Raw genomic sequence first — 16,720 nt, forward strand, 5'->3', positions numbered from 1 at the left:
AAATGCGCTCAACATGCTCATTTACCCCTTTTTCCTCTTCTGATGAGCACAGCGAAAAAGATGTGGAACAGGTTCTAGACGCTAGGGATAAGAAAAGGTATAGAATCGAAAAAAATTGTTGTAGAACTGTCATTTATTATATGAAATCGAGGTGTTCTTATTATATTCAGCGTGTTTTTTATATTAAATTTAGTTTTAGCTAAATTCTGCGTTGACTTTATTTTTAGTTTATCCTAAATTTATGCCCATTAAGGCAAACATTGACTGTCGGCGGATAACAAGACTATCAAGCTGTCAAATATCAAGCATCATGACGGACATGGGAATGAACAACCTGGGATAATTATGACTACCAGATATATCGGACTAAAAGAAATGTGTAAACTCATGGGGAAAAGTCATCCAACGTTATGGCGGATGTACGCGAAAAAAGGAGAGTTTCCCAAGCCAAGCCGCAGTAAAAGCGGCTGTTTTCTTGGCTGGGCAGATAACATTTATGAAGAATGGGTGAAAGATCAAAAACCCTAAAAATTGTATTTAGCTATTCTTGTCTGTCAGCACTAATGCTAAAAGCCCGTAAATTGCTAATTTACATTGTCCACTTCCACTAGCATGTAGTTTCTTAGAACCTGTTCCAAATCTTTTTGAGCGACGCTTAGACGAGGAAAAAATGGGCGAAAAAGCGCAGTTTATTCTTTGTATACAAAAAGGGAGTCAATGCGCATTTTGAGCCCGTTTTTGACGCAGTATCAGCGAGCACAAAAGATTTTTCACAGGTTCCTTATAAGGTAACCAAACCAAGAAGGAAATAAGCATGCTAAGAAGAAAGAACCACAACATGATAAAACAATTCCATCAACGGACATATGTCACAGAATCAGGCTTAAGATCAGGGAAAATATCTTCGGCCTTATCGCGAGGAACACATTGACGCGCGATACCTAATAAATATTTATAACGTTCATTAGACCTCTTCGGAAACTATAGCAGGCGCCATGTAACGTGATCACTTTTGTTAATAAATATTAATTAATATCAATATGTTATTTCTGATTTTCATAATCAACTGATACGGCGCCTGCTATAGCATTCATGTAGGAATGTTGGTAAAAATCTCCTGAACAAGGAGCCCCCATGAAATATGAACAAATAAAGGTATTGGAAGAGGAAAAATTTCGGCGCTTAACCGGAGTTAAACGCAGTACATTTGAAAAGATGATAAAGATATTGAATGAAGCAGATAAATGTAAGCAAGGGAAAGGAGGTCGGAAACCCAAGCTGGGTTTAGAAGATCGCTTATTAATGGCCCTTGAGTATCTACGGGAATATCGCACTTATTTTCATGTTAGCCGAAGCGATGGGGTGAGTGAGAGCACTTGCTATGAAACGATTAAATGGATAGAAAATACGCTAATAAAGCATCCTGATTTTGCACTCCCTGGACGCAAAGCTTTATTAAAAAGTGATAGGGAGTATGAACTCGTTCTTATTGATGCCACAGAAACGCCGATTGAACGTCCCCAAAAAAACAAAAGCAGTTTTACTCAGGAAAAAAGAAACGACCCACCTTAAAAACCCAAGTGATCGTCGATAAAAAAAGCAAAGCAGTCATCTGTACAAGCTTTACTCATGGGAGGCGTCATGATTTTAGGTTGTTCAAAGAGTCTGGCGTGCGAATACATCCTGAAATCAAAACAGTGACAGATACAGGTTACCAAGGGCTTGGCAAGATCCATTCAAACTCGGCGTTGCCTAAGAAAAAGACAAAGAAAAATCCCTTAACAAAAGAAGATAAACGCAACAATCGTGAGTTATCAAGCCAGCGTGTATTAAACGAAAATGTCATTGGTATGATTAAACGATTTAAAATCGTATCAGATCGTTATCGAAACAGGCGAAAACGTTTTGGATTACGATTTAATCTGATTGCAGCAATTTATAACATGGAAATTAGATAAATCAGAGTTTCCGAAGAGGTCTATTATCTTTTTTGTCGGCAACCTTCTCTAAAAAATGCGATACGATTCCAGTTCTTTCTTCATCGCAATCACTTTTATTTGCATTTGTACTGATTGCTAAAACAGACTTAATAAAGAAATGAGAGTAATACTTGTATTCTTCATTCCAAAAACGTTCCCCCAAGCTTTTAACTATATCGTAACGGCCTATATTCATAGCGTGTTCTATGTGTTTGTTCATCCAACGTGACCATTCATGGGAGACAATTCCCATACTGGTAGTGATAGAACCTATTGCATTAGCAATGAATGCCTCATCTCTTGTAGTGTCTTTTTCTTCTGATAAACCCTTGTTTACTAGCTCGACTATCTGAGAACAGTCATGATACTTGACATCTATTTCCTTCAACCGGTCAAGCTCTCCTCTGCCCACTAAATGAGATATTATTCCTTCTTGTATAGGGTTAAGCTGTGAGAGATTGAGATGGTAGTTCCCGGGGGGTTTCTAAAGAAATTTTTTGCAATAAAGAAGTATTGTTTCTCATGTCCTTCATCGAGAAGCTTTTTCATGAAATCCATGGCTACAGGGCTGCCGTCTACAATATATAGTATTTCTGATAAAACTTTTACTAAAGTACTGTTAGCATCTTTCGGAGTATAGCCTTCTAAATGTGTCTGCATAATTTCGTTGAATGATTTTGCATTACCCTTTATACATGCGTGGCCCATAATATATGAAAAAGGGACGTGAATTTCTGTATCTACATTACCGGTTGGATTGGATATTTTTGTGGATAAATTGGTTAAAAATTTTTTGAACGTAGCTGACATCTCGGTTTTACATAACTCTTTACCTACTTTGTTTCCTCATGCATATCGCAATTTATCTACGCACCAGAGACCATCATGTGAAGACCTTTTCTTCATGAAGAATGTGCTATAAGTCTCCGCCAGCTCGGATATTTCAATTGATGCTGAAAAAGCTGTACTTTCTCCGGGCAAAGCCAGAGTTACTAAAACCTTGTCTACATTCTTAAGATCAGGTTCCAAACTGAGTTTATCTTTGCTGTCGTCTGTAAGAGAAAGCATTAACTCCCACAATGCCTTTGCTTGTTCTGTTTTATCTACTGTTTCATTTTTGAATAGATTATAGAAAGCAACACAAATTTTCTTGCTGTCAGTTCCAGAGAAAAAGTCCTTAATTTTCTCCCATATTTTATGTACATCCCATTCTGATCCGGTTTCCAAATCACCTGTCCTGATAGATCTTTGATAATAAGTGCCCTGAAAGGTTAGTGTATTCTCCATAAAATTTAATCGCTCATTGAAAAATAGAAATGCCAACCACCACTTGTAACTGATTGCTATGCAACAAAAACAGAATAGGCGAGTCCGAGTCTAAAATCGCCTTCCATTTTAATATATCTAACAAGATTAGCTTATTGTTAAATAATATATTATTTGTAATAAATTATTATACCCACTGCTCATGGATTCTGCTCAGCCTGTTCGTTAATTTGTTAAAAATCGCCGACCACCGAAGTTATCTAATAGCACAGGTTAAAATATCATCAATCTTGCAGCACTTCGTTATACATGACGTCATTACGACTGTAGTATTAGGCGAGATCGATTAACAGATCATCCAGGAAATAAGTGGGATAGACTAGCTGATCATAAAATTTCTCCGATTTGTTGATTTTCCTATTATATTCTTCAACCAGTTGACCCAGAGTAAAGGTAATCACATTCTCCGGTCTGACTGTTTTCAGGGTAATATCTTCAGGCACAGGATCTGGATTAAATACCTTGGCAATACACAGGGCAAATTCTCTTCTACGGTGGCTGATCCACAGATCAAGCCCTTCTCTTTGTACCTTATACTCCTCCAGATTGTCATTCTTAACAATCAGCTCAATATCTTCATCAAACTTTCTGCCATGAGCCTGAATGACGAAATTTATCTTTGACCAATCTTGCATGTTGATGCAGAGGGTCTCAGATTTACGCCCCAGATGTAAGGTTTTTATCTCTAGCATGTCTGAGAGAAAATCAGCAGAAAAAGGCTCAATTTTCTGGAATCCTGATGAAGGTGATCTTTTTTCAATAAAGATCAGCTCATCACCAAAGCGTTTGATAAACAAAGGTGTTTCTACCAGCAGCGATGCCTCCGGCCAATCGTCCATTATTTGCCACACCTGTCGCGCCGAAAGTTTATACAGATTTTCTTCGTCAACACTGATATAGATGCTTTTTTCATCTCGACTCATCGCCAAATATTGGCAATGGGCAAGCTTCTGCGCATCGAGAGGGATGATGAATAAGGCGTGAGAATCTGTGTCATACCATCCATATTGGCTAAATTGCAGAAGTCTTTTTTGCTCCAATATAATATTACGTGTACTGCTTCTTTGAACTGTAGTGAAAACTTCTCTTATCATTGTGTGTATGTCGCTGGTACGGAGATGTGCCTTTGGCAGGCGACTAATAAGATCTGCCTTTAAAAAAGCCCACATATTTCCTGGCGTAATAGATTCATCTTGCGGTGTTTTTTGGGCTATTTTTTCTATCAGGATTTTCCGTAGTTGTACTTTTCTTTTGGTAAAATTAATCGCAGATAACCTTTGCACACCAAAAGACGTATTGGGAAGACGGGTTTCCCAACTCAGATAATGATCATAGGTATAGGTATCGTTGCTATCACCAAAAAGAGAGAAAAACTCCCGTTTTAAAGCATGCGCCAGTTGATAAGACAGCAAATAAGGTGAGCTGTATTCTTCGCTGATACCCTGTAGCGCAAAGTGATAGGGAGACTGCTTAAAATCAACGCTAAAGAGCAATTTATTGTTTTTTATATGGATGAGCCCCTCGTTTTTCCAGGCTTGCTGTACGTCACACATCACGATTTCTGAATGTGGCAGCTTAGCTTTAGGGATCAGGGTATCAAACTCCTGTACCTGGTCGATACTCATGCTGCCTACATAAAAAAGAGTTTTGTTGTGGGTATCCCACAGGGCGGCCTTGCCATGCGTATCGTTAGTCAGGTAATCTGGTTTTTGTCCATTAATAGGCCGATGAAAATAAAATCTTTTCAGGCACGTGTCATACCAGGCTTTGAGTGGTTGCGGATCCGCTGAAGGATCATCATCAGTGTATGAAAATCCTTCTATACATAGCACAGGAAGATGAAAACGCTCGTCGGCTTCGTCATCATTGCAGGTCAGTAAGGTGGAAAAAGCGACGGGAAGATCATCTTTGTGGGTTGCTAGCCATGTGCTACCGACAATAGACAAATACGCCCGCCCAGAAACATCGATGGCGTAAGTGTTGCCTTGTATGTCCTCGATATATAGCCGCTCTGGCGTGTGTCCACTGTGTTTGAGCAGACCCAGTTTTGTATAATCAGCATAAGGCTCAGTGTTACGTTTGACGTAAAGCTTTTTCATCCCTGCCTGATCTTCATTCTCTGCTGGCATCCAAAAGCTGGCCTGTTGATAGTCGGTTTTTCCGCTCCATATCGGCTTGATTTTTTCCCGTTTTTCTGTTGGCAATGTGATAGGCGCGAGTATTCCACATGATCGGCTCCACCAATGCTCTTTAGTATTTTCGTTATCAGTAATATGAACTATTTCATCAGTATGGATGTTGCCAGCAGCGGCCTGTGTGTTGCTCCTTGGTAGATCACTAGGTGACAGATCATCACCCAGCAGTATGCTGCACAGAAGAGATCGAAGTTGTTCAAGCGTAACCTGTGAAGACAGTGTGCCTGAAAACAAGGCATCCAGAGTGAGAGTATTGAAGATATTTTGGCTAAGCTGGATTTTTCTCAGTAATAACGGTTGATTCGTCGTAGAGTTGATGTTGATCACGTACTGTACCTCTATCGATGAAGCCCCTTTTTTGTAATGTTCGATAAGCATCAATTGCCCTTGCTCTTGTACTATCCCTGTCTTGATCGTTAATCGTGTCGATGAAGAAAAAAAAGGAAGAAAAGAATAATTGATGAACTCCAACAGAGAAAGTCCGTTATGAGTAATCCAGAAAGTGGGCTGAAAAGAATGATCTGCCATGTCTGATTTGGCCTCGGCAACAACCGTGGCATTCAGATCAATGTTGGCATAGAAAAAAGCCTTGCCGGCTTCAATGGTTAATAAGTGTGTATGCTTAGTGACAGATTTAAAGGGTGCCAGTACCGGCGTGCAGAGCACCATGCCATTTTTAACCAGATAATGGGCATTCCCGCGGTAATCATCCTCCTGGTAATTTTTAAGCAACAGATACGGTAACGCCGCAAAATCAGGGTAAGCCTTTGCCTGGCTCTGACATAAAAGACTAAGTTCTGTTTTTATGCTGCTTCCAGGGTAGTCAGAGGCATCGAAGGTCAGTGAGCCAATACTCATTCCGCTTGCAGTAATACGCTGAATGAGGGTTGCTTTCGGATGAATCAGGTATTGAACCTGTAGGCTTTGGTCCGCAGTGAGGGTGGCCTTGACCTGGTGTTCACCGATGTACAATTGATCTCTTTCCCTGCGGAGGGGTGCTATCGTGCCTAGAGCGAGTGCGCTAATTAGCCAGTTGTCCCCTTGTAGCTGCAATTTTAACGGAAAGGCAGTCGGTGGTAAAACCAGGATTTGTTGAGTGCCGGAGCTGTTTTCAATGTGGTAGGTGATCTCACTGGCGTTACTGATAATTTCTTTGCGGAACAGCTGTTCCTGTTCTGTTACTTTCTCCTTAAAATATTGATATTCCATGACTTGCAAATCGGGATTTTCTTTTTTAAAGACATTGTATTCTCTTTTGTAATCCTCCCGGTTTTCTATCCAAGGAAAATGAAGCGCCCATTGATTTTGCGCAATGCTCACCTTGATGTTGGTAGGTATTCTGCTCGTGGTGATCGCTTTCATCTCATGAAAGAAAAATCCAAGTTGCGAAACACCAGGGATCATGCGGCGATGAAAAAAAACAAAATCTTTATGATCCTGTTCAAGCGCCCTAACAGTGGCAAAGATTGCATCAAATTCATAATTTGCAGTTTCAGATGCACTCCCTGTATAAGAAAAATCATAGCTGTTCTGTGCTATGCAAGGTAAAACCAGATTATGACTCAATGCCTCCTCAGTATCGCTGCCAGCTGGTAGCGCAGTGAGTACCACACCAGCACTGTTAAATTCCCGTAATATATTTAATTTACCGAATTTAGCTTGAAAACGTCCGGGGAACTTACTGCCATACGTTTGGTATTTTTGCGATCCAAAAGTAATCTTGCAATGTGTCGCCAACTCTATCTTTGTGATACAGGCGGGACCTTCATGGACAAAACAGCCATTTTTCAGTACATAACCCGTCTGGCGGCTTTCTTTCAGTGTTTTGAAAAATAGGGCGCAGGCTTTAACTTCACTCGCTTCTTTTTGAAAAGATTCCAGTAACAAAATCACCAACACCGCGGTTACGGCAATAATCAAGGCAAGTACGCCAAGTGCCAATGCCAGGCTCGCTGCGCCGGCCAGTGCGGCAGCAATAGCGCCCAGCTGTATGCCAAAACCCACTACACTAAAACCAAGTTGTGTACCTAGGATCATTTGTGAGTCGCTATCCGGGGCATTTAAAAATGCCTCGGTGGTCAGTGCTACATCCGCGGCGCTGAAAATCAGTCCTAGCCCCATCGCACTCTTGCTAATACCACTGGTGACTTTTTTTAGCGCATATTTGATTTGGTTTTTTTCCAAAATACCTTTGGCTAACACCGCATAACGACGGGTGCTCGTCGTACCTGAAAGCAACTCGGAGGAAAAATACGCCATTCTGCGCAAAGAGAATTCCACCGCTTGTATATTCAAAACCTTGCTTACGGTGAAATAGGACAATCTGGCAAGATCATCTGCCAGATCATTGGCCATTCCCAGGATGCCGACATAATGTTGTAGTACCAGGGCTTGCCCTAATCCATCGGAGAGGCTTTGTGTATCAGGTGCGGCGAACAGACCTTTGCCTGCTTTAATTTGCTCGATGAGAAAACGCGCCACAAAGATTTTATTAAAAATCCAGCTCGAGAGATCGGCCGCCATTTTGATTGAATAGCCGCCTCTTGACGTCGCCATCAAACCGTCATCAGGCAGGGGGATAAGGTAACTTTTTGCCAATAGATCGCGTGCTTGCCTGAAGACCCTTTTGTTGGTATCGATATGCGTCACCTGACCGGTTCGAGGATCCAGAAAAGGCACTCTGGATTTATTTTGACCACGAATCGGAATGATTTTTTGCAATAGCGCCAAGGAACCTTCAGGAACCGAACTCCCCAAAAGGGCGATTTCCTTGGTCAAATTTTCAAAAATTAAGGCACTGGCAAGATAAGATTCGGCCAGAGGCGAAGCGTTTTTTCGAGGACGTATTAGCAGCAAATCGGTAGCCATCTCAGAAATATCTGATTGAAACGTCTCAGTAGAAACGGCTTTTTTACCGGTGTTGTGAATAGAATAAAGCAACTCTGTCTGATCGCTGATCAATTTTAAGACATTTTCTTCAAAAAAACCCAATGATAAGGTTTTTGCGGGTAAGTCTAACTCTTTTTTTCTTATTAAGGCGTGTAGACGTTTCTCCATATCGCCCAAATAAATCACTTTAATGCTCTGAGATTCTGCTCCCAGATGGTTGATGATCGGATAATAGGCGTTTTTTTTGGCGAAATCGATATAATAAAAATCAAAAAGATCTTCATCTGCTGATGCTCTGAGCTGAGCATAGTAGCGCGGATGGTCTGTTAACAGTTGTCGCAGTTTTTGATGGATTTTATCAGAGACCAGTTTGGAAGACGCTAGCCAGGCAAGCCATTGCTCCTGATGTTCATTGAATGTTACCTGTCGTAAGACATCTCGCAGTATACGCAGTTGATCGGCTCGCTCATCGACAATGGCAGTACGTACCTTTTTCCCGCCAACCCATTCCTTTTTTTTCATCCCAGAAAACAACACCATCACATCAGCCATCAAAATACGGTGTCCCACAGATTTATCGAATTTGTCAGTAAACAGGGTAAAATCTTCCTCACTAAAAGTATCACGCATTTTGGAAGGAATTATCCCATCTCTAAATGCATAGCGACTAAAGAGGCTAAATCTGCCGTGCTTATTGATATCGATCCACGGGCGTACCTGTGTTAAAACGTCTTTTTCCAACCAGGTTTTGGTAAACTTGACTTCTTGACTACCAGGATTTAGCACTCCGATCCATTTATAAGCAGATTGGGAAGCATGCCAAAGGATGGTTGCACTCAGTGCATCCCAATTCCCTGTCCATTTTCGTCCAACAGCATCGACACCGATGATAGCATCACGTACGGAAACCCCTGAGGAGATGCTAATATGAGCGTCTCGAAGATGAGTCAGTAGCTGGTAAGTAAATCCATAATTGAGTGAGAAACGCGTGCCGGAGCTGGTACCTGGTACCTCTCCACCAAATTGTTCAATACCACTGGAGACCACGCTAATACGAGAGATGACATCAGCGGATTGATCGCTTGGTGAAAAACGTGGATCGATGTGGCTTTTTACCTCTTGACTGCTCAACACCCTTAAGATTTTTTTTGCGATTTCTTTGCCGTTGAAGCCGCTTAATTGCCTATTTTCACCACGCCCCACCAGCAGGATACGGGCTTTTTCGTCTGCGCCATCATCGTAAAATTTAAAATTCGCTGGAATATCGCCATGGATCCTGATGCGCTCTCTTCCCCCTGAGAGAATGATTTTCACCCACAGGCTGTTTTCTTTCCTTTTGTTATACAGCCAACGTGCTGCGGCTTCCGTTGCAGGGTCACTGTCAAATTGCAGAACTAACTGACTTTGGTAACTGGAAGGTTTTTCGTAGTAGCTATCCCGGGTCATCATGGCCGATCCGATCCAGGTGGATTTCATGTCCTCTTCGGTGTCTCTACTGATGTTTGAAAAAATAAAGAATTGCTGCTTAAACACCTCAAAATGCGCAGCTAACCTGGGATGACTGGCGACATAATTGGCGAGCCAGTCCGTTATGATCTTCGGTCCTGAACTATAGACGGTAGCGACAGAGCCTGCTATCCAGCCATCATAGCGGTACATCATTAAATTAACGTCTAACGTTGAGTGTCTGCGAGTGGGTGTGGGTGGATTGGAAACATCAAGCCTATCCAAATGATTTTCTGCTATTTTTACATCCCTTTGAAAAACCAAATCCAGCATTTGCAACATGGCAGAACTGTCTTTAGGGGCAAACAGATAAGAGTTGGTGATCCGTCCTTCCACATAAGGATGCTCCATGTAGCCTAGCCCATCTTGCAGCATGCGCAGCTCACCTAAGGGATCCATTAATATCTCTTTAGGCAGGGTCGCAATGATCTGATCAATCTCAGCAAACAGCGGCTGGACCGCATCGAAAAAGGGATCTAGATTGCCTTGACTGATATCGTGGGCAAGCTGGTGATAATCAGGTTTCGGCGGTTGACCGTCGCCATTACAGGCACGTAACAGGCTGTTCATCAAAACTATTTCTACATACGCACGTCGACGACAAACGTTGGTATCAAAGGCGATAGATCTACCCGTAAAAATGGATCTTAGCACATCGACTAAATGCATCCAGAATACCCCGGTCATGTAAGAGGAGTCACTTTGTAAATAAGCCGCGTTGATGATTTTTCTTTTGTTGAGATTGCTCAGTAACTCTATTTCTATCTTCTGCCAAACTGCACTGTGAGGATGTGGCAACAGGTCGGCATCAAGATAAACACCCCCCTTTTTATAAAGGATCATGTAACGAGCCTTGTCAGAAGCTGAGGCCAGATTTTGGCGCAAACCCAGTTCCTTAAGGTAATATTGATAATAATCTTTTCCGGTCGCGTTCTGAAACAGGGTAGCGTTTATCTCGCACAAACGGATAGGTTTTTTCGACTGAGCTTTTGTCCCTGTTCTCTGGGCAGTCTGAAGCTCAGTGATGGCTGTATTGAAAGAGTGCGCATGTGCCGATTTTATTTGGTTTAGTTCCTCCAGGGTATTCCATCCTTTTGCTAACAGGAATCGGGTGGCGCAGTCATCAAAAGTTTGTTTGTGGCCGATCCCAGGAAGGAAATAATCTTTGTAAAATTCGTTTTGTAAATCGATGATGGCTCTAATATTCGTTGATGCCGTACTGTCTGGCCCCATATTGTTGCCGATGCCCAGTAGTGTACCCGCGTACAGCTTGATTTTTTTGCGCAAAACATCGGCAAGTAACGCATTAGGATCGTGCCACAACTGAATCTCATAATCCGGGTTGTAACACGCCCAGGCTTTCATATAAGCAATTTGCGCAGAACCTATTGCACCGATCCAGACAAAATGGATATTTTTCTCTATCGGTGTTAATAAGCTGTGCTTTTGTTGTAGTACTTTGTCCAAAACAGTTTGAATTTTTGTCGTCTGGTGTGGACTGATCAAGCGATCTTCATGGTTTAACAGTTGTTCAAGCTCCGTTTGCATACGTGCCAACACGCTGAGTTCTTGATCACTGCCAGAAGCAGCAAATTCCTGGTATTCATTCAGCAAGAGAGAGACTCGATGAAAAATCATTATGTCTGTACTCAGTGTGTCCTGTATTTCACGTATTAATGTTTCTTTGCTCATGTTTATAATCCATTTAGTTGAATACTAAGCTTTAAAGAAGTAAGGGAGCATTGAGCTATTCGCAGGCTCTATACCCTTCGTCTTTCAAGTTGCGGCGGCGTTGGCTGCTCGCATTCATCCCAGTAATGTATTACCTGGATTCGATTGATTGCTGCCTTGCCGTAACTCGAAATTCATTGGGTATAACATGTCACCCACAAGATGTTTTTATGTGATCATTTTGTGGGTACTCACTCACCTGTAGCTGTGCTTGCACCCAAATACTTTTCCAGGTTATCCGTCCTGTCACTTCGTTCATCCTGCCTAACCCAATCCTGTTAGCGGCGGCAAGCGCTAATTTTTCCACTGCGTTTCGTGGTTCTCTGCGTTGCGCGACCAGTCGGGTAAAAGCATCATCACGGCTCGCAATATCCACTTTGGCGACGTTCGGTAAATCATTTGCCCGCCCTTCTCTGACGGTCAGATAGCATTTTTCGGTGATCAGATAATCGAAATTTTTGCGCCGCCAGGTTGTTCCCGTGACTGTATTAGGGCGTTCCTGTAACATCCAACGACACTTTTTAGCAATGTAATACAGATAGTTAAGCCATTTATCCTGGTTGAAGTCGAATTTTTTCCATAGTTGATGCAGTTTGATTTTGCGCTCGATCGTCATATCCAGTACCTGTGGCATTTCCGGCAGAATACGGTGATACGCCTCCAGTACGGTGAGGTAATCAATTTTTGACCCATCGTGCTGCTGCCGATCGTCTGTCGCAGGGGATTGACTAACAGTCTTTTTGTCTGATGGATCCTGTTTTGAAGTTACTGACGGATCGCCCCCAGATTTTGGCGGGTGAAACCCATTAATTTTGCTGAGTTCCGAGGTATCAAATTCTGATATATCACATTTTGCGGTATCAGGTTTTGGAGTATCAAACTCGGAAATATTACATTTTGAAATATCACGTTTTGCGGTATCTGATACTTGCGCCGCCTCGCGGAGTTTTTCAACATTAATCCGATAAACATTGCTGGCATTACGATTACCCACCCGCCGATTTTTTTTCATAATCCAACCGGTACGCTCTAATTCACCCAGGGCCGTACGGACAGTACTTTCACCGGCACCAATTTGACGGGCAAATGGTCGCCACTGAGGGCCAACAGATCCCCTGATCGTTAGCAAAATCAGCCAAGCGAGCCATAATTGCCACTTTAGCTATTTTCATACCGCTTGCCGCACAGCCATCCCACACATAGCTCGATAACTTTACGCTCATAACAACAGGCCCCTAAAATTTAAGCCTAATACCCGATAGCCAAGCCCTAAAGAGAATGTTGAAATTATGTCAGTAGTACTTAATGATCGAGAGAATATGCCAGGTGACATTAGTGATGTCGTCTTAAAACCATTTAAGATGAATGGGTATATGCTTCTCTTATTTGCGAATTCTGAAAGTGGTAACATTGTTTTATCCAAGGGATTTACTAAGCTCTTTGTGGAAGGTTTAATCAACACGCTAGGGCCAGCCATTTTTTGATACCGCGGTGGCGCGCTTTTAATTTAGGTTTAGCTAAATAATGACAATTAGATAAACCTAAGTCAAGGCGATTTAAGATAACTTAATTATGAAAAATCCAGGTCAAAGAATTAAAAATAGGCGCTTAGAGCTAAAAATCACGCAAAAAGAGCTAGCCAGTAGGGTGGGGGTGGCGCATGTGACGATCTCGCAATGGGAACGTAACGATACATCACCGCGTGGTGACCGCTTGCTTTCTCTCTCGGAGGCGCTCCATTGTGAGGCTTCGTGGGTATTACGTGGGGATGTGGTACCTAATACACCGTTAAGTGCAACATCTTCGGCAAGAGATTTGCTGACACCAAAAGAAAACGTATTGCTTGATTTATTTTCTGGCCTTCCGGCAAGCGAACAAGAGCAATTGATTGCAATGCTTAAAGAGAAAAAACGCCATTATGCTCAACTTTTAACGGAGTTGTTACATGTTAGAGATAAAAAAAAGGCGTAGATTAGTTGTATATGAAATTTCTTTTTAGCTAAATTTTGATGCGCACTTTATTTTTAACTTATCCTAAATCAATCCACACTAAAAACCTGTTTAACAAATCTCCGACAATTAAACTTTTATCGATTATTCCCCCTCTTCCTTTACTCAAGATACGCTTTTTAAAGCAATGGCAGGAGATTGTTGGAATGAGATAAATGTAAAGCCGTATTTTCTTTCCAGGTTGCTAAGGTTGCTGCATTTTGTATTTGCAATAACGACTGTATCGCATCGTTATCGTTACTATCCACCAGCAGATGAGAAATTTGTACGGGGCGTGCACTGTAACCTGTTCCCATGAGTGCCGCCTAGGCGCGCAGCACGCCCCGACCACGGTCATCCAGGCTAATAGTATCCCTGTCCGGCAAGCGATTTAATTCACTGATAAAAAGGTTGAGTAAACAATTTTTGCAGTGTTAATGCCGCCAGTCTTATTGTTTCGAGGGGTTTTATGCCTTTATCCGATAAATAGACGCGCTGATCACTGTGTCTGGCGATGATCTTTTTTTGCTCCCGTTGGATCTCTATCGGCACCGAACCTACTACAGCTGTCGTAACAGGTGCGACACGGATTGCCCAAGTCTCACTCGTATCGCGTCCTCTCTTTTGCCACCACAATAGAGCATCCTGTTTTATCACCTGATCTCCATCTCACAGAGGATAATATGGGTTAAATGTAGGAAAAGTAATGCAACGTGTTGATTTGCTAGGCAGAAAGTATATCGATATAGCTGAGCAACATAATAATGATTATGCACTATATTGAGAGAATAAGGCGTCAAGGCTGCAATTTAAGTCCCTTCTTTTGCTTTTGGCTTGTGCCCATTTATGTTCAATGGGATTGAGAGCAGGTGAGTAGGGAGGGAGATATTCAATCCGATGCCCGGTTTTACTGATAGCCTGCTGAATGTCGAGACGTTTGTGGAAACTGGTGTTATCCATCACGATGACACAATGAGGAGGAAGAGTAGGCAAAAGGCGCTGGGTAACCCAAGCGTAAAAAACATCACTGTTAATGGAACAAAAAAATAATCCGACCGCCATCAGGACGGTTCCCAGTAACGCGCCAATGACATTTGTTCGGCCCTTAGGCTGCCAATCCTGGGTACCCCAACAGCGTTGACCTTGTGCAGCATAACCGTGGGTTCGTGGCATATCGTGTGCGAAACCGCTTTCATCCAGATAAACGACCGGTTTTCCCTGCTTTTTATAGCAGGCTATCGTGTCCTGGAAGGCGTGCCGTATCTCTTCGTCTGCCTTGGGATGACGCAGGGTTTTCTTTCTCTCGAATACCCAGAACTTTACGGCGAAAATCGACAGAGTGGCTCATCGCTAACTCCCTGCTAAATAATTTAGCTATACATTGTAATCAAAATTAATACGTTACGCTATATTCCAGATCACCGCGATAACGGAAGATTTTTCCTACCCACTTTTCTGCCTCTACCGCAGTCATATCAGTGCTAAGCTTTTTTACGGTGTTGATGACCACAGGCTTCAGCAACATGTTAGCAGGGGATAGCGTTGGTCAATATCATCCACATAGATCACCGTCCGTTTTAGTGTCTCAGTAGACAGAGGCTGCATTTTTTTCATCCGAGCCAGACAGGGTATAATCTCTAATTTTCTTCGCATCCATTGATAACTACTGTACGCCAACGAGAAAACCTTTCTACCTCTTTGATAAAATGGGACTAGAAAACCCACCGGATTCGTGGCGTCAAGGAGACCAATAACTAACGTTTTGCCGGCTTTTTTGATGTCAAGACGAATTTTAAGGTACTGAGCGACCTTGAAGTAACGACGATTTTATTGGACAGCAGCGCAGCTTTGATACCTGCTTTGCCGCCAGACCACATGGCAACAAAAAGCTGGCCAGTTCGATAAGACCGAATACCACACCGGCAAAAGTCAATTGACCATCCTGGTAATCACGTGCGGTGCGTCTGGTCATTGCTTTTATGCAATAATTGTGCCAATATTCGCTATTACGGTTTCTTTTTGTTCGTCGGTTGCCCAGTCAAAATCATCGCTAGTAGCGAGTTCACACAGGGCATCGAAAGAGAGGGTTCTTGACGAGCCGGGTTGAATCATCTCGGCCATGGCGACGCCGTGCCGCAAATCGACCGAAGTCATTGTGAAGCTATAGGGCAATGTCGTCAACACCGCACTCAGCGCGGTAGCGGTTTTCTCATCCCTGCACGAGTTTCGCACTGTACTAAATGATGGTAAAAGGAGAGTAGGAAAAAAGATAAGAATGGTAATGAGATGTCAGACTATCCCTGTACGAAAGACCTTTATAAAGCATTTTTACAAGCGAGTAGTGTCAGATATTCTGGTCTAGCGTTGTCAGAAGTGAGCCCGTCGAGGGTATCGCATGATAGCGTAAGCCGGTGGTTAAAGAGCCGGTGTTTTCGTCCGAAAGAGTTGTGGCAACTTGTCGCCCCCTCGATAGACCGGGAAGCACCTTGTTTTCTGATTGCGGATGATAGAGTGCTAGCCAAAAAACGGAGTAAGAAGATAGAGCGAGTTCATTATCACTATTCTGGTAATGAACATGATGTGATAGCCGGTATTGGTTTGGTTAATCTGTTGTGGCAGGGTCTTGAAAAGGGAGAGTCAGTGCCTATTGACTACCGAATTGACGACAAAGAGACCGACGGAAAAACAAAAAACTCGCATTTTTGCGACATGCTCAAACTGGCAAAAGCGAGGGGTATAGCCCCTGAAGCGGTGGTAATGGATGCGTGGTATTCGGTATTCAAGTTTAGATAATCTCAACGCCATTCGTTCTCCTGGCTGGATTGGGGTCACCACCTTGAGAAAGAACCGGATAGTTAATCGCAACGTCACATTAGCCTCACTTGATATTCCAGAAGAAGGGCTTTCAGTACACCTGCGGGGCGATGGTTGGGTGACAGTCTTCAAGTTTGTGACCAAACACGGTCGCATTGATTATGTTGCAACGAACAAAGAGAACCCCACCCGGGAACAGATGAAGGCTGTCACCGAGGCCCGTTGGTCTGTTGAAGTTTATCATCGGGAAATCAAACAAACTTGTGGTATATACCCGTGATCAATGAAGAT

14 protein-coding genes and 2 pseudogenes are annotated in these 16,720 nt (G+C 42.7%); 4 read left to right on the forward strand and 12 right to left on the reverse strand.

Annotated features, from left to right (window positions below):
* Window positions 1-345: 345 nt before the first annotated feature.
* Both CCS41_RS01700 and CCS41_RS01705 read left to right on the forward strand, forming a co-directional pair.
* The gene (locus CCS41_RS01700) at window positions 346-528 is read left to right on the forward strand and encodes a helix-turn-helix transcriptional regulator (protein WP_119797068.1); all 183 of its coding nucleotides are present in this window, start codon (window positions 346-348) and stop codon (window positions 526-528) included.
* Window positions 529-1,134: 606 nt separating this feature from the next.
* Window positions 1,135-1,958 (forward strand): IS5 family transposase gene (locus tag CCS41_RS01705; RefSeq protein WP_240313793.1). Its coding sequence is split into 2 segments (ribosomal slippage): window positions 1,135-1,522 and window positions 1,522-1,958, totalling 825 coding nucleotides; the frame shifts between segments, so codons are not numbered across the junction.
* A gap of 1 nt (window position 1,959) precedes the next feature.
* Here CCS41_RS01705 and CCS41_RS01710 read toward each other — a convergent pair.
* The 5 genes and pseudogenes from CCS41_RS01710 to CCS41_RS01730 form a co-directional block, all read right to left on the reverse strand.
* Complete coding sequence (locus tag CCS41_RS01710) at window positions 1,960-2,367, reverse strand: hypothetical protein (protein WP_162859946.1); 408 nt, start codon at window positions 2,365-2,367, stop codon at window positions 1,960-1,962.
* Between the two features lie 35 nt (window positions 2,368-2,402).
* Window positions 2,403-2,789 carry a hypothetical protein gene (locus CCS41_RS01715; protein WP_119797070.1) on the reverse strand — a complete coding sequence of 129 codons (387 nt, stop codon included), beginning with the start codon at window positions 2,787-2,789 and terminating at the stop codon, window positions 2,403-2,405.
* A gap of 36 nt (window positions 2,790-2,825) precedes the next feature.
* Window positions 2,826-3,302 (reverse strand): hypothetical protein, encoded by a 477-nt coding sequence (locus CCS41_RS01720; RefSeq protein WP_205411448.1) that lies wholly within the window; start codon window positions 3,300-3,302, stop codon window positions 2,826-2,828.
* A 275-nt stretch (window positions 3,303-3,577) separates the two neighbouring features.
* The gene (locus CCS41_RS01725; protein ID WP_119797072.1) at window positions 3,578-11,587 is read right to left on the reverse strand and encodes a TcdA/TcdB catalytic glycosyltransferase domain-containing protein; all 8,010 of its coding nucleotides are present in this window, start codon (window positions 11,585-11,587) and stop codon (window positions 3,578-3,580) included.
* Window positions 11,588-11,777: 190 nt separating this feature from the next.
* Window positions 11,778-12,849: pseudogene (locus tag CCS41_RS01730) on the reverse strand (helix-turn-helix domain-containing protein).
* 349 nt (window positions 12,850-13,198) lie between these two features.
* Here CCS41_RS01730 and CCS41_RS01740 point away from each other — a divergent pair.
* Window positions 13,199-13,597, forward strand: a complete 399-nt coding sequence (locus CCS41_RS01740; RefSeq protein ID WP_119797074.1) for a helix-turn-helix domain-containing protein — start codon at window positions 13,199-13,201, stop codon at window positions 13,595-13,597.
* A 158-nt stretch (window positions 13,598-13,755) separates the two neighbouring features.
* Here CCS41_RS01740 and CCS41_RS15480 read toward each other — a convergent pair whose 3' ends face one another.
* From CCS41_RS15480 to CCS41_RS15485, 7 genes are all read right to left on the reverse strand, one after another.
* Complete coding sequence (locus CCS41_RS15480; RefSeq protein WP_162859947.1) at window positions 13,756-13,932, reverse strand: hypothetical protein; 177 nt, start codon at window positions 13,930-13,932, stop codon at window positions 13,756-13,758.
* A gap of 79 nt (window positions 13,933-14,011) precedes the next feature.
* The gene (locus tag CCS41_RS01745) at window positions 14,012-14,272 is read right to left on the reverse strand and encodes a hypothetical protein (RefSeq protein ID WP_119797075.1); all 261 of its coding nucleotides are present in this window, start codon (window positions 14,270-14,272) and stop codon (window positions 14,012-14,014) included.
* 111 nt (window positions 14,273-14,383) lie between these two features.
* Window positions 14,384-14,878 carry a transposase gene (locus CCS41_RS01750; RefSeq protein ID WP_323586427.1) on the reverse strand — a complete coding sequence of 165 codons (495 nt, stop codon included), beginning with the start codon at window positions 14,876-14,878 and terminating at the stop codon, window positions 14,384-14,386.
* Window positions 14,841-14,963: a hypothetical protein gene (locus CCS41_RS17015; RefSeq protein ID WP_275887669.1), complete on the reverse strand. Its 123-nt coding sequence runs from the start codon at window positions 14,961-14,963 to the stop codon at window positions 14,841-14,843. The genes CCS41_RS01750 and CCS41_RS17015 overlap by 38 nt, the downstream gene beginning before the upstream one ends.
* Before the next feature lie 45 nt (window positions 14,964-15,008).
* Window positions 15,009-15,140 (reverse strand): hypothetical protein, encoded by a 132-nt coding sequence (locus CCS41_RS17020; RefSeq protein ID WP_275887670.1) that lies wholly within the window; start codon window positions 15,138-15,140, stop codon window positions 15,009-15,011.
* Between the two features lie 267 nt (window positions 15,141-15,407).
* Window positions 15,408-15,587 (reverse strand): hypothetical protein, encoded by a 180-nt coding sequence (locus CCS41_RS01755; RefSeq protein ID WP_119797077.1) that lies wholly within the window; start codon window positions 15,585-15,587, stop codon window positions 15,408-15,410.
* Window positions 15,588-15,592: 5 nt separating this feature from the next.
* Complete coding sequence (locus CCS41_RS15485; protein ID WP_162859948.1) at window positions 15,593-15,769, reverse strand: hypothetical protein; 177 nt, start codon at window positions 15,767-15,769, stop codon at window positions 15,593-15,595.
* A 132-nt stretch (window positions 15,770-15,901) separates the two neighbouring features.
* On the opposite strand from CCS41_RS15485, the pseudogene CCS41_RS17505 reads away from it, so the two are divergent.
* Window positions 15,902-16,700: pseudogene (locus CCS41_RS17505) on the forward strand (IS701 family transposase); the annotation flags it as partial.
* Between the last annotated feature and the right edge of the window lie 20 nt (window positions 16,701-16,720).

This window comes from Candidatus Fukatsuia symbiotica (assembly GCF_003122425.1).
GTDB classification, from domain to species: Bacteria; Pseudomonadota; Gammaproteobacteria; order Enterobacterales; family Enterobacteriaceae; genus Fukatsuia; species Fukatsuia symbiotica.